The organism is Streptomyces niger, assembly GCF_000718305.1.
Lineage (GTDB): Bacteria > Actinomycetota > Actinomycetes > Streptomycetales > Streptomycetaceae > Streptomyces > Streptomyces niger.
Genome location: NZ_JOFQ01000003.1, coordinates 427,727 through 440,271 on the forward strand (window position 1 = coordinate 427,727; position 12,545 = coordinate 440,271).

Consider the following 12,545-nt stretch of genomic DNA (forward strand, 5'->3'; position numbering starts at 1 on the left):
CGGCGCCGTCCGGGGCGGCGCCGCGTGCGTCCCGTGGCGCGCCTGTCACCGTTGTGCCTCCGGGCGCAGGCGGAGGCCCGCCATGCCACCGTCCACGGCGAGGGCGGTGCCGGTGACCGAGGCGGCGGCGGGAGACGCCAGGTAGGCGATGGCGCCGGCCACTTCGTCGGCGGTGACGAGGCGGCCGATGGGTTGCCGGGCGTTGAGCGCGGCGCGTTCGGCCTCGGGGTCGTCGGCCGCGTCGAGCAACCGCCCCACCCACGGGGTGTCGGCGGTACCGGGGTTGACGCAGTTGACGCGGATGCCCTCGCGGACATGGTCGGCGGCCATGGCGAGGGTGAGCGAGAGGACGGCGCCCTTGGAGGCCGCGTACAGGGCACGCTGCGGCAGGCCCGCGGTGGCGGCGATGGAGCAGGTGTTGACGATGGCGGCGTGTGCGGACCGCCGGAGGTACGGGAGGGCCGCACGGCTGGTGCGCACGATGCCGACCACGTTGACGTCCAGGACGCGGTGCCACTCGTCGTCGGGGTTGTCCTCGACCGTACCGGCGGCCCCGATCCCGGCGTTGTTGACCAGGATGTCCAGCCCGCCGAGGTCGCGTGCGGCTCCCTGGACGACCGCACGTACGGAGTCGTCGTCGCCGAGGTCGGCGAGGTAGCCGGACACCAGCGGGTCCTCGGTCCTTTCGGCGGTGCGGTCCAGTACGGCCACGCGGGCGCCGCGCGCGGCGAGCAGCCGGACGGTGGCCCGGCCGATGCCCGAGGCCCCGCCGGTGACCAGTGCCGAGAGGCCGCTCATGTCGTTCATCCCTGCTCCTCCTTGTGTGCCGCGATGTGTTCCGTGGTGCGGGCCGCGCGGTCGGCCGTCCAGAACGTGCCGTCGGGGTAGCTGTACGTGGTGAGCGTGCCGGGGTGCAGCTCGGCGGAGAAGCCGGGTGCGGTCGGTGCGGTGTAGTGCCCGTCCCGGATCTCCACGGGGGTCACGAAGTGTTCGTGGAGGTGGTCGACGTACTCGATCGCGCGGTTCTCGGTGGTGCCGGAGAGCGCGAGGTAGTCGAACATCGAGAGGTGCTGGACCAGTTCGCACAGGCCGACGCCGCCGGCGTGCGGGCAGACCGGTACCCCGTATTTCGCTGCCAGCAGCAGCACCGCCAGGTTCTCGTTGACGCCGCCGACGCGGGCCGCGTCGATCTGCAGCACGTCGACCGCGCCGGCCTGGAGGAGCTGTTTGAAGACGATGCGGTTCTGCACGTGTTCGCCGGTGGCGACGCGTACGGGCGCGACGGCCCGGCGTACGGCGGCGTGCCCGAGGACGTCGTCGGGGCTGGTGGGCTCCTCGATCCAGTACGGGTCGATCTCGGCCAGCGCGCGGGTCCAGGTGATGGCCTCGGCCACGTCCCAGCGTTGGTTGGCGTCGACCGCGATGCGGATGTCCGGGCCGACGACGGCGCGGGCCGTGCGGCAGCGCCGCAGGTCGTCCGCCAGGTCGGCGCCGACCTTCAGCTTGATCTGGGTGAAGCCCGCCGCGACGGCCTCCTCGGCGAGCCGGGTGAGCTTGGCGTCGGAGTAGCCGAGCCAGCCCGGCGAGGTGGTGTAGGCGGGGTAGCCGCGCTCGCGCAGGCCCGCCTCGCGGGCCGCCAGCCCGTCCCGGCCGGCGCGCAGCAGGGCCAGCGCCTCGCCGGGGGTGAGCGCGTCGGTGAGGTAGCGGAAGTCGACCTGGGAGACGAGCCATTCGGGCTCGGCGTGGGCGAGGAGCCGCCAGAGCGGTTCGCCCCGGCGCTTGGCGGCCAGGTCCCACACCGCGTTGACCACCGCGCCGATGGCCATGTGCATCACGCCCTTCTCCGGGCCGAGCCAGCGCAGCTGGCTGTCGCCGACGAGATCGCGGCTGAGCGATCCGGGGTCGGCGCACAGCTCCGCCACGGAGCGGCCGATCAGATACGGGCGGAGCGCGGCGATGGCCACCGCCTGGACGTCGTTGCCGCGGCCGATGGTGAAGGCGAAGCCGTGGCCCGCCAGGCCGTCGGGCGCGTCGGTGCCGAGGACGACGTAGGCGGCGGAGTAGTCGGGGTCGGGGTTCATCGCGTCCGAACCGTCCAGTTCCCGGGAGGTGGGGAAGCGGATGTCGTGGACGGTGAGGGAGGTGATCCGCGCGGTGGCGGCCGGCCCGGCGGGCGCCGTGGCCTGGATCCCCGCGTCCGGCGGGCCGAGGCGGGTCGGTCTCATCGGTGGCGTCCCTTCCGTCGACCGCACTGCCGAGATACATCGGATGTCTGCGCCGGCGACGCGAACATACGGCCCCGCCGAGCCACCGCACAAGAGGACACCGCCGCCCAAGAGGTCATCCGGTGTCCGAGCGGTGGAGATCGATGCCATCGAGGCCATCAAGGGCGCAGCCGTCCAGGCCGTACACCCGCAGCGCCGTACCGCCGAGCACGGCCGCACGCTCCGTGGCCGTGCAGCCGCCGAGCAGGTCGTCGGTCAGGGCGCGCACCGCCGCGTAGCCGCCGGCGAGTTCGCACACCGGCCAGTCCGAGCCGAACAGCACCCGGTCGGCGCCGAAAGCCGCCAGCACGTGCTCGGCGTACGGCCGCAGCCCATCGGCCGTCCAGCTGTGCCACGGCGCCTCGGTGACCAGCCCGGACAGCTTGCACACGGTGTTCGGGCAGGCGGCGGCCTCGGCGATCCAGGTGGCCCAGGGCTCCCACTCCCCCGCCGCGATGGCCGGCTTCCCCGCGTGGTCGAGCACGAACCACACCTCGTCCAGGGCCCGTACGCACTCCAGCGCCGCCTGTCGTTGCGGCGCCCGCACCAGCACGTCGTAGGCCAGGCCGCGGGCCCCGAGGGCGGCGAGCGAGCGCCGGACGTCGGCGCGCACCAGCCACCGCGGGTCGGGTTCGTCCTCGGCCTGATGCCGCACGCCGACCAGCAACGGGTCGTCGGGCAGGGTGAGTTCGGGAGCGGTGAGGTCGGCCCAGCCGACGACGCCGGCGACCAGGCCGGCCGACGCGTGCGCCGTGGCGAGGAAGCCGGCGGTCTCCTCGGCGGTGGCCACGGTCTGGACGAGGACGGTGGCGCTCACGTCGTGCGCGGCCGCCTGCTGCCGGAGGTCGGCCGGCGTGTAGGGACGGTGGATCGGCGCGTGCGCCACCGGGTCCAGCCAGGGGTAGGCGCGGGCTGCCGGGTCCCAGAGATGGTGGTGCGCGTCGATCACGGGGCTCGTATCGCTCGCGGGACGCACGTCGGTCACGGCAGCTCCCAGACCAGGTCGAGGCCGTGGTCGTCGCCCGCGTAGCTGTCCGGGACGTCGAGCAGGCCCGCCATCCGGGCCTGCCAGGGGATGTTGGCCGGGTGGTCGGCCAGCGCGCGGCGCATCGCCCGGTAGTCCTCGACCTCGACGAGGTGGAACAGGTCGAGGCCGTCGCGCCAGATCCGCCAGGCGTGCACCCCGGCCGCCCGGAGCGCCTCGTCCAGCTCGTCCGGGATGGTCGCGTGCACCCGCTCGTACGCGGCTTCCTTGCCCGGCTTCAGCCGGGTGTGCAGGGCGATCCGTTCCATGGTTCCGTCCTGGCCCTTCCACGGTTCCGACAGTGGACAGATGCATACATCGGATGACTGGTCCGCATCATAGATCGGACCTCTCGACCCATCCATTCGGTCCGAACCATTGCCCTCGACTTGCGCACAGGCTAGCTTTCGTCGCCGAGCCTGACACCTCCTCCGGATAGGTCCCATGTATGGCGTGCGGAAGGACGATCTCGTGAGCCAGGTCCAGTCCCCGGCCGGAACCGCCCCGCGCAGCGGCGAGAAGGTGCCCCGGCGGGTGCACTGGATCGCGGTGCTCGGCGGCCTCTCCGGCCTGCTGTACGGCTACGACTCCGGGGCCATCTCCGGGGCGCTGCAACCGCTGACCGACCGCTTCGGCCTGGACGCCACGGGCCAGGGCCTGGTCACCAGCCTGCTGCTGCTCGGCGCGCTGCCCGCCATCGTCGGCGGCTCGCTCGCGGCCCGCCGCTGGGACCGCCGCCACCTGCTGATCCTGGCGGGATTCATCTTCGTCGGCGGCTCGGTCGCCTGCGGGCTGGCCCCCAACGCGGGCACGCTGATGGTCTCCCGGTTCGTCCTCGGCTTCGCCGTCGGCCTGGCCAACATGTTCGGCCTGATCTACCTCAGCGAACTGGCGCCCAAGCACCTGCGCGGCCGGATCACCGCGCTGTACCAGCTCGCCGTCAACGTCGGCATCCTGCTCGCCTACGCGGTCGGTGACGCACTGTCAGCCGCGGCCGCGTGGGAGTGGATGCTCGGCCTGGGCGCCGTGCCCGCCGTGGTCTTCCTGGTCGGCATGTTCCTCAGCCCGGCCGGCCCACGCTGGCTGATGACGCACGGGCGGGAGGCGGAGGCCCGCGGGATGCTGCGGCGGCTGCGTCCGACACCGGAGTCGGCGGAGGCCGAGGTCACCGAGATCCGCGAGAGCCTGGCCCAGCAGCACGCCGGGCTGCGGGAGCTGGCCGGCACCTACCGGCCCGCGCTGCGCATCACCCTGATCCTGACCTTCTTCCAGGTCTTCACCGGCATCAACGCGGTGGTCTACTACGCGCCCGTCATCTTCTCCCACCTCACGCACGGCAACGGATCCCAGGCGGGGACGATCGCCAACTACGGCGTCGGCGCTGCGCTGGTGCTGTCCACCGCCGCATCGCTGCCCTTCATCGAACGCCTGGGCCGGGTGAAGCTGCTGACCGTCTCGCTGGCCGCGCAGGTGCCGCCGATGGTGGCGCTCGCCCTCTTCCCCGACGTGGCCGTGCTCGCCGTGGTCTGTGTCTTCGTCTACACCTTCGCGTTCGGGTTCGGGCTCGGCCCGGTGTTCTGGCTGTACTGCCCCGAGGTGCTGCCGCTGCGAGCCCGCGCGCTCGGCATGGGCGTGATCACCTTCACCCAGTACCTGCTCAACTTCGCGTTCGCGCTGGCCTTCCCCGACGTCCTGGCGGCCATCGGCAGCACCGTCTTCGGCGTCTTCGCCGTGCTGTCCGCGCTCGCCGCCTGGTACGTCGCCCGGCGCGTCCCGGAGACCGCGGGGCGCTCCCTGGAGGAGATCGAGCGGTACTGGCAGCACCGCTCGGCCTAGTTCCTCGCGCACCGCTCGTCCACCACACCCCACGGAGGTCACGATGAGCCTGTCCCGGAGAACGATCTTCGCCCTGGGGGCCGCGCTGCCCGCCTCCGCCGTCCTCTCCCGGACCGCTGCGGCGGCCGGCGGCGCGCACCCCGCCGCAGCGGACGGCATCGCCCCCGCGCCGATCATCCCCGTCTCCCCCGGTGACACCGACGGGCGGATCGTCGCCAAGGCCGCGCACGTCATCCCCACGCCCCACCAGCTCGCCTGGCAGCGCAACGAACTGACCGTCTTCACGCACTACGGGATGAACACCTTCACGGACCGCGAGTGGGGGTCGGGGTGCGAGGACCCGGCGTGGTTCGCACCGGAGCGGGTGGACGTGACGCAGTGGATGCGCGTGTACCGCGCGGCGGGCGCGAAGCTCGTCATGCTCACCGCCAAGCACCACGACGGCTTCGTCCTCTACCCGACGCGCTACACCCGGCACTCCGTCACGGCCAGTGCCTGGAAAGGCGACGTGCTCGGCGCGTACGTACGGGCCGCCCGGGCCGCCGGCCTGAAGGTCGGCGTCTACCTCTCCCCCGCGGACGGTGCCGAGCTGCCGCACGCCTGGCACGCCGACCGGGTGACGAAGATCCGCGCCAAGCAGCAGGCCGGCGAGGTCCTCAGCATCGAGGAGCAGGCCACCCTGGAGGACGGCGACCGCGCCCCGGGCGGCCACGGCCGGTACGGCAACGGCAGCGCCCGCACCCCGCGCACCCTCCCCACCCTCGTCGACGGCGACGACCGCGCGCGGGCCGTCGCCCGGGGCGACCTGCCCACGTTCCACGTCACGGTCAACGACTACGACGCGTACTACCTGAACCAGGTCTACGAACTCTTCACCCAGTACGGCCCCATCGACGAACTGTGGCTGGACGGGGCCAACCCGTGGACCGACGCCGGCATCACCCAGGAGTACGACTTCGCCACCTTCTACGAGGTCATCGGCGAGCTGTCCCCGAAGACCGTGGTCTTCAAGGCGCCGTGCGGCGTCCGCTGGATCGGCAACGAGAAGGGCATCGCGCGCGAGTCCGAGTGGAGCGTGCTGCCCGTCACCGGGGACGGCGTGCGCATGCAGGTCCCCGGCGGTGAGTCCGGCGCCGACCTCGGCTCCCGGGAACGGCTCACCGGCAACCCGGACGTGACGTCGCTGCGCTGGTTCCCCGGCGAGGCGGACGTCTCCCTCCGCCCGGGCTGGTACCACCACCCCGACCAGCGCCCGAAGGCCGCGGGCGAACTGGTCGCCCTGTACGAGCAGTCCGTCGGACGCAACGCCGTCCTGTTGCTCAACGTCCCGCCGGCGAAGGACGGCCGGGTGGCCCCCGCCGACGTCGCCGAGCTGACGTCCTTCCGCCGCGCGCTGGACCGTACGTACGGCACCAACCTGCTGTCCGGGGCGCGCGGCCGGGCCGCCGCCGCGCTCGCCGACCCCCGCCTCACCACCGGCTGGTCGCCGGCCGGCGGCGCGGTCACCGGCGCGCTGGAGTTGACGCTCCCGGAGGCCGTCACGTTCGACCGCGTCCGGCTGGGCGAGGACATCACCAGGGGACAGCGGGTCGAAGGGTGCGCGGTGGACGTGTGGGACGGTGCGGGCTGGCGGCCGGCGGCGGCTGCCACCACGATCGGGTACAGCCGCATTCTTGTCCTGTCCTCGCCGGTGACGGCCGGCCGCGTACGGGTACGCATCACGGCGGCACGGGCCACGCCCCGGCTGGCGTTCCTGGGCCTGTACCGGAGCGCCGAGCCGACCTGACGGCCCGGCGCGTCGACCTGAGAGGGGCCGGGGATGGACGAGACGACACCCGCCGAGCTGGCCGAGCGGTACGGGCTGCGGCCGCTCCCCGCGGAGGGCGGGCTGTTCCGCCAAACGTGGGCGGGGCCGCCGGACGCCACCGGCCGGCCTGTCGGCACGGCCATCCTCGTGCTGCTCACCACGGCCGACGACGGGTTCTCCACCCTGCACCGCCTCCCCGTCGACGAGGTCTGGCACTGCTACCGCGGTGACGCCGCCGAGTTGCTGCTCCTCGGGTCGGACGGCGCCGACCGGGTGGTGCGGCTCGGCGGGGACGGCGGTGAGGTGCAGACCGTGGTGCCCGCGGGTACATGGATGGGCGCCCGGGTGCTCCCGGGCGGGCGCTGGTCGCTGTGCGGTACGACGATGGCGCCCGGCTTCCTGCCCAGCGACTACGAAGGCGGCGACGTGGACGACCTCACCAGGCAGTACCCCCGGCAGGCGGCACGGATCCGGGCCCTGAGCCGGCCCGGCGCCCCGCTGCGGATGCCGGACGGCACGCCGGGCGCGGCCGACGATGCCTGACACGGCGACGACAGGCGGCCTGGCCGGCCGGGTCGCGCTGGTCACCGGCGCCGGCGGGCTGATCGGTGGCGGCATCGCCCGGCGGCTCGCGCGGGCGGGCGCGGCCGTGGTGGTCCACCGGCACCGCAGCGAGCAGCAGGCCGGGGCCCTCGTCGAGGAGATCACCGGAGCGGGCGGCCACGCGCTCGCCGTACCGGCGGATCTGATGCGGGAGGAGGAGTGCCACCGGCTGGTCGACGCGGCGGCGGCCTGGCGCGGCCGGCTGGACGTACTGGTCAACAACGCCGGGATCCAGCCGGTGCAGCCGCTCGCGGAGATGACGGCGGCGGACTGGCGGCGGATGTCCGAGACCAATGTGACGAGCGCCTTCTGCTGTACCCAGGCCGCGGTGCAAGCGATGACGCGCGAGGGCGGGAGCGGCGGCTCCATCGGCTCCATCATCCACATCGCCTCGATCGAGGGATCGAGTCCGGCGCCGGGGCATGCGCACTACAGCGCGGCGAAGGCCGCCCTCATCATGTTCGCGCGCTCCGCCGCGCTGGAGTACGGCCCCCTCGGCATCCGCGTCAACACCGTCTCCCCCGGTCTGATCGGCCGACCGGGGCTCGCCGAGGACTGGCCGGACGGCGTGGACCGGTGGACCCGCGCCGCGCCGCTCACCCGGCTCGGCCGTCCCGAGGACGTCGGGGACGCCTGTGTGTTCCTCGCCTCGGACGCGGCTTCCTGGATCACCGGTACCGATCTGGTGGTGGACGGCGGGGTCAGCGCCCGTCCGACGTGGTGACGCGCCGGCCGGCAGCGTGGTCCTCGTCCGGTTCGTCCAGGTCACAGCCGTGATCGCAGATCAGGTCGATGACGGAGCGCAGCAGTTCCGAGGAGTCGTCCGACCGCCAGACCAGGTGGAAGCGGTGCTCGGGGCCGGGCTCGGCCAGCGGTAGCACCGCGACGCCCGGGCAGGTGACGTTGGCGGGGTCGTCGATGTCGGCGGGGTGGGCGTGCAGCAGCCCCGAGGCCGTGCCGGCCGCCACCAGGGAGAGCAGCTGCTCCGGTTCGCGGAGCCGGTGGTGCTGCCACAGGGGGGCCACGCCGTGGTCGGCGAAGAAGCGGACGGTCGCGTCGTGCACGCCGGGTGCGGTGTCGCGCTCGTTGATCAGGAAGGGCATGCCCTCGAACGCGCCGAGGGGCACCGGGACCTGCCGGGTCAGCGGGCCGGGTGCGGGGACGGCCACGTGGTCGTCGCGGTACCGGCCGACGATCAGGGACGAGGTGCCCTGCGGCGGCAGCGGGTCACGGACCAGGGCGAGGCCGAGGTCGCCGTGTACGACCGCGTCCAGGGCCTCCAGGCTCGACAGGGGGACGGCCACCACTGCCACGTCGTCGTGTTCCCGCGTCACCTTGCCGATGAGCGCGTCGACGAGGCGGGCCGTGCCCGGTGCGCAGCCGACGCGCAGTTCGCCGAGGCGGGCGGCGCGCAGGGTCCGGGCGACGTCCGTGACCTCGGTCGCCGCGGTGAGCGCGCGGCGGGCGGCGGGCAGCAGTTCGTCGCCGGCCGCGGTGCGCGTCACCCGGCTGCTCGTCCGGTCGAAGAGGACGAGGCCCAGCTCGCGTTCGAGGTCGCGGATCCGCCGGCGTACGGCGGCGGGTGACGCGTGCAGCCGGGCCGCGGCCCGGCCGTAGTGCAACTCGTCGGCCACCAGGGCGAAAAACTCCAGATCACGCAGCTCCACGTGTCGCTCCCCACCTCGCTCGGCCGACGGGTACCCGCGCCGGCCCGGTGTGTACCGGGCCGACGCGGGCAGAGCCGCATGGAAGCGCCTGTCAGTCGTCGCTCTCTTCGCCACCCTCGTCGTCGTCGCCCCAGTGGCCCGTCTGGACCAGCGAGGTGTGCGTCCCCGCGCCGGTGCTCTGAGCACCGTGGTGGCTCGACGTCGCGTTCTGGTAACCGGAGTCGGTGGACGCGATCTTGCTGTCCAGGAAGTCGTCGTTGTCGGCGCTGGCGGTACCACCGGCCATCAGCACGAGGGCCGCGACCGGGCCGACGACGGCGGCCACGCGCTTCACAGTGCGGTTCATCTTCGATGCCTCCATTGGGTTACGCACGGAGAGGCGACCTCTCGTGCCGCCTCGCGATCGATGAGTAACCATGCGTATGCACTCGCACACGTGCTATCACCTGAATGGAAGCGCACCAGTTTCCGGCGGCACTCCTTCGTGCTACACGCCCTGCTGCATGCTGTGGAGTGACGCGACCAGGGTGTCCACCTCCCGGCGTGTGTTGTAGAGGGCGAGCGAGGCACGCGCCGCGCTCGCCACGCCGTAGTGGCGCAGTGCGGGCTGGGCGCAGTGGTGGCCGGCGCGGACGGCGATGCCGTCCCGGTCCAGCCACTCGGCGACCGTCGCGGGGTCGTACCCGGCGACGGTGAAGGTGAGGACGGAGATGCGTTCCGGCGCCGAGCCCAGCAGCTCCAGGCCGGGGACGGTGGCCAGGGCCTCTACGGCGTACTCCGTCAGGGCCTTCTCGTACGCCGTGACGGCGGTGCGGTCCAGCGAGGTGAGCCAGTCGATCGCGGCGTGGAGGCCGACGGCGCCGGCGATGTTGCCGGTACCGGCCTCCAGGAGGTGCGGCACGGGGGCGAAGGTCGTCCGGCCGAACTCGACCGAGTCGATCATGTTGCCGCCGCCCTGCCACGGCCGCAGCGCCGCCAGCACCTCCGGCTTGCCGTACAGCGCCCCGATGCCGGTGGGGCCGAACAGCTTGTGGCCCGAGAACACGTAGAAGTCGGCGTCCAACTCCTGGACGTCCACCGGGAAGTGGGCGACCGCCTGTGCTCCGTCCACCAGCACCCTGGCGCCGTACCGGTGTGCGAGCGCAATCATCTCCCGCACGGCCGGGACGGTGCCGAGCACGTTGGACGCGTGGCTGAGCGCCACCAGCTGGGTGCGGTAGGAGAGCAGGTCGGCGAAGGCGTTCCGGTCGATCTGCCCGTCCGGCAGCAGCGGTACGGGCACCACCCGGGCGCGCCGCTCCTTGGCGATCAGCTGCCACGGCACGATGTTGGAGTGGTGCTCCAGGACGGGGACGAGGATCTCGTCGCCGGCGCCGAGCTGGGCCCGGCCCCAGGTCTGGGCGACCAGGTTGACCGCCTCGGTCGTGCCGCGGGTGAAGACGATGTCGTCCGGGGACGCGGCGCCGAGGAACGAGGCGACGGCCGCGCGGCTCCCCTCGTAGGCCTCGGTCGCCTCGCGGGCCATGGTGTGGGCGCCGCGGTGGATATTGGAGTTGGCGGTGGCGTAGAAGCCGGCGAGCGTCTCGATGACCTGGCGCGGTTTCTGGGTGGTGGCGCCGTTGTCGAGCCAGACCAGCGGGTGGCCGTTGACCGTCCGGTGCAGCACCGGGAAGTCGCGCCGTACGGACTCGGGGTCGAAGCCGGGCCCCGCCGGCGTGCGCAGTGCGCGCAGGGCCTCGGGCGCGGTGGCCTCAGGAGTAGTCATGGTACTTGGACACCTCGACGTTCTGGAGCACGGCGATGGCGTCCTCGACCAGGACCGCGGTGTTGAAGTACGCGGTCATCAGGTAGGAGGTGATCGCCCTCTTGTCGGTGCCCATGTTCCGCATGGCGAGGCCGGGTTCGACCTCGTCGGGCACCTCCGAGGGGCGCAGCCCGACCACGCCCTGCTCGGCCTCGCCGGCCCTGATGAGCAGGATCTCGGTGGTGCCGGCGGCGGCGCCGGAGCTGTTGCTGAACCCCACCTTGTCGGAGGGCAGCAGCGGCACGCCGCGCCAGGTCAGCAGCGGGCTGCCGAAGCGGGTGTCCATGACCGGGGGCACACCCCGGCGGGTACACTCCCGGCCGAACGCGGCGATGGCCCGGGGGTGGGCGATGAAGTAACCGGGCTGCTTCCAGACCTTGGTGAGGAGTTCGTCCAGGTCGTCGGGGGTCGGCGCGCCGGTGCGCGTCTGGACCCGCTGGCCGGGGCTGACGTTGTGGAACAGGCCGAACTCGGGGTGGTTCAGCATCAGGGCTTCCTGGCGCTCGCGCAGCGCCTGGATGGTCAGGTCGGCCTGGGCCCGCACCTGGTCGTTGGGTTCGTTGTAGAGGTCGGAGACGCGGGTGTGGACGCGCAGCACGGTCTGCGCGACGGTCATGTGGTACTCGCGGGGCGTGTCCTCGTACTCCACGTAGGTGCCCGGCAGTTCGGGCTCGCCCACGTGGCCGCCGGCCAGTTCGATGGGGGCTTCCCGGCCCGCGAGCCGATCGCCGCCCTCGCGGTACGCATCGAGCGCGGCGCACAGCGCCTCGTCCCGGTCCGCCAGGCGGGCCAGCACGGAGCGCTCGACGCACAGCGCCACGCCGGGGGTGAGCGCCTTGACCTGGTACGGCATGGGTTCGCCGCGGGTCCAGGCGTCGAGGTCGAAGAACTGGCCGTCGCCCACCACCTCCAGGACGGTCTCGTCGCCGTAGCGGGTGGTCACGCGCTTCTCGGCGCGGCCCATGGCCAGCACCCACAGGCGGTCGCAGGTGTCGCCCTCGTTGCGCAGTAACTGCCCCGCGTCGAAGGTGACTTCGGTGAAGCCGGACGCCAGCTCACCGAGGAGCGCCGGGTCGGCCTCGCGCAGGAAGGGTATTTCCCGCAGGTCCTCGCTGATCACCCGGCGGTTGCCGGCGGCGTCCGCGTCGACGGTGATCCGGTCGTCGCCGAGCAGGAAGGTGCGGCGCCGGTTGACGCGGAAGACACCGGAGTCGACGTCCACCCAGGGCAGCGCGCGCAGCAGGTAGCGCGGGGTCCTGCCGCGCATCTGCGGCCGGGTCTTGGTGGTGGTGGCGAGTTGCCGTGCGGCGTCCGGGCCGAGGCTGAGGCGGTGGTCGTTCATGGGGACTCCTGGAAGTCGATGGGGGGGCGCCCCGTGCGGAAGTCCCGGCCTCCGATCAGCTCCGACCGGGACGGAAGCGATCGTCACGGTGGACACTCATCGCCCACAAGAAGGCGCCGTCCTCACGCGGTCCGGAAACGATCGGTCAGCCTTTTGCGGCGTATGATCCGGAATGCAACCATTTTTTGCGAGGTATGG

At 72.9% G+C, this 12,545-nt stretch carries 12 protein-coding genes; 4 read left to right on the forward strand and 8 right to left on the reverse strand.

What is annotated here, in order from left to right; translation table 11 throughout:
- Window positions 1-45 precede the first annotated feature (45 nt).
- The 4 genes from IF20_RS08485 to IF20_RS08500 form a co-directional block, all read right to left on the reverse strand.
- On the reverse strand, window positions 46-807 hold the full coding sequence (locus IF20_RS08485) for an SDR family NAD(P)-dependent oxidoreductase (RefSeq protein WP_052864366.1): 762 nt from the start codon (window positions 805-807) through the stop codon (window positions 46-48).
- Entirely contained in the window at window positions 804-2,225 is a 1,422-nt protein-coding gene (locus tag IF20_RS08490) for an L-fuconate dehydratase (protein ID WP_110943966.1), read from the reverse strand. The genes IF20_RS08485 and IF20_RS08490 overlap by 4 nt, the downstream gene beginning before the upstream one ends.
- Window positions 2,226-2,340: 115 nt before the next feature.
- Window positions 2,341-3,240 carry an amidohydrolase family protein gene (locus IF20_RS08495; RefSeq protein WP_407702471.1) on the reverse strand — a complete coding sequence of 300 codons (900 nt, stop codon included), beginning with the start codon at window positions 3,238-3,240 and terminating at the stop codon, window positions 2,341-2,343.
- 5 nt (window positions 3,241-3,245) lie between these two features.
- Window positions 3,246-3,557 (reverse strand): L-rhamnose mutarotase, encoded by a 312-nt coding sequence (locus IF20_RS08500; RefSeq protein WP_052864368.1) that lies wholly within the window; start codon window positions 3,555-3,557, stop codon window positions 3,246-3,248.
- A gap of 202 nt (window positions 3,558-3,759) precedes the next feature.
- On the opposite strand from IF20_RS08500, the gene IF20_RS08505 reads away from it, so the two are divergent.
- From IF20_RS08505 to IF20_RS08520, 4 genes are read left to right on the forward strand one after another with little or no spacing between them, the layout of a single operon-like run.
- Window positions 3,760-5,124, forward strand: coding sequence for a sugar porter family MFS transporter (locus IF20_RS08505; RefSeq protein ID WP_199896528.1), 1,365 nt, complete (start codon window positions 3,760-3,762; stop codon window positions 5,122-5,124).
- Between the two features lie 43 nt (window positions 5,125-5,167).
- Window positions 5,168-6,910 carry an alpha-L-fucosidase gene (locus IF20_RS08510; protein WP_052864370.1) on the forward strand — a complete coding sequence of 581 codons (1,743 nt, stop codon included), beginning with the start codon at window positions 5,168-5,170 and terminating at the stop codon, window positions 6,908-6,910.
- A 33-nt stretch (window positions 6,911-6,943) separates the two neighbouring features.
- Complete coding sequence (locus IF20_RS08515; protein WP_052864371.1) at window positions 6,944-7,474, forward strand: cupin domain-containing protein; 531 nt, start codon at window positions 6,944-6,946, stop codon at window positions 7,472-7,474.
- On the forward strand, window positions 7,467-8,258 hold the full coding sequence (locus IF20_RS08520) for an SDR family NAD(P)-dependent oxidoreductase (protein ID WP_052864372.1): 792 nt from the start codon (window positions 7,467-7,469) through the stop codon (window positions 8,256-8,258). The genes IF20_RS08515 and IF20_RS08520 overlap by 8 nt, the downstream gene beginning before the upstream one ends.
- On the opposite strand, the gene IF20_RS08525 is transcribed toward IF20_RS08520, so the two are convergent.
- From IF20_RS08525 to IF20_RS08540, 4 genes are all read right to left on the reverse strand, one after another.
- Window positions 8,236-9,201 carry a LysR family transcriptional regulator gene (locus IF20_RS08525; protein ID WP_052864373.1) on the reverse strand — a complete coding sequence of 322 codons (966 nt, stop codon included), beginning with the start codon at window positions 9,199-9,201 and terminating at the stop codon, window positions 8,236-8,238. The two genes, IF20_RS08520 and IF20_RS08525, sit on opposite strands and share 23 nt — an antisense overlap.
- A 91-nt stretch (window positions 9,202-9,292) precedes the next feature.
- A complete protein-coding gene (locus IF20_RS39025) occupies window positions 9,293-9,547 on the reverse strand; it encodes a hypothetical protein (protein ID WP_052864374.1) in 255 nt (84 codons plus the stop codon).
- A 141-nt stretch (window positions 9,548-9,688) separates the two neighbouring features.
- The gene (locus IF20_RS08535; protein ID WP_052864375.1) at window positions 9,689-10,966 is read right to left on the reverse strand and encodes a SufS family cysteine desulfurase; all 1,278 of its coding nucleotides are present in this window, start codon (window positions 10,964-10,966) and stop codon (window positions 9,689-9,691) included.
- Window positions 10,953-12,347 carry a family 2B encapsulin nanocompartment shell protein gene (locus IF20_RS08540; protein WP_052864376.1) on the reverse strand — a complete coding sequence of 465 codons (1,395 nt, stop codon included), beginning with the start codon at window positions 12,345-12,347 and terminating at the stop codon, window positions 10,953-10,955. Before IF20_RS08540 ends, IF20_RS08535 begins: the two co-directional genes overlap by 14 nt.
- Between the last annotated feature and the right edge of the window lie 198 nt (window positions 12,348-12,545).

What these genes read in the sequence shown, in the direction of transcription:
- IF20_RS08490 (WP_110943966.1), bottom strand. Translation starts at nt 2,225, where the DNA reads ATGAGACCGACCCGCCTCGGCCCGCCGGACGCGGGGATCCAGGCCACG.
- IF20_RS08540 (WP_052864376.1), bottom strand. Translation starts at nt 12,347, where the DNA reads ATGAACGACCACCGCCTCAGCCTCGGCCCGGACGCCGCACGGCAACTC.
- IF20_RS08485 (WP_052864366.1), bottom strand. Translation starts at nt 807, where the DNA reads ATGAACGACATGAGCGGCCTCTCGGCACTGGTCACCGGCGGGGCCTCG.
- IF20_RS08515 (WP_052864371.1), top strand. Translation starts at nt 6,944, where the DNA reads ATGGACGAGACGACACCCGCCGAGCTGGCCGAGCGGTACGGGCTGCGG.
- IF20_RS08535 (WP_052864375.1), bottom strand. Translation starts at nt 10,966, where the DNA reads ATGACTACTCCTGAGGCCACCGCGCCCGAGGCCCTGCGCGCACTGCGC.
- IF20_RS39025 (WP_052864374.1), bottom strand. Translation starts at nt 9,547, where the DNA reads ATGAACCGCACTGTGAAGCGCGTGGCCGCCGTCGTCGGCCCGGTCGCG.
- IF20_RS08500 (WP_052864368.1), bottom strand. Translation starts at nt 3,557, where the DNA reads ATGGAACGGATCGCCCTGCACACCCGGCTGAAGCCGGGCAAGGAAGCC.
- IF20_RS08520 (WP_052864372.1), top strand. Translation starts at nt 7,467, where the DNA reads ATGCCTGACACGGCGACGACAGGCGGCCTGGCCGGCCGGGTCGCGCTG.
- IF20_RS08510 (WP_052864370.1), top strand. Translation starts at nt 5,168, where the DNA reads ATGAGCCTGTCCCGGAGAACGATCTTCGCCCTGGGGGCCGCGCTGCCC.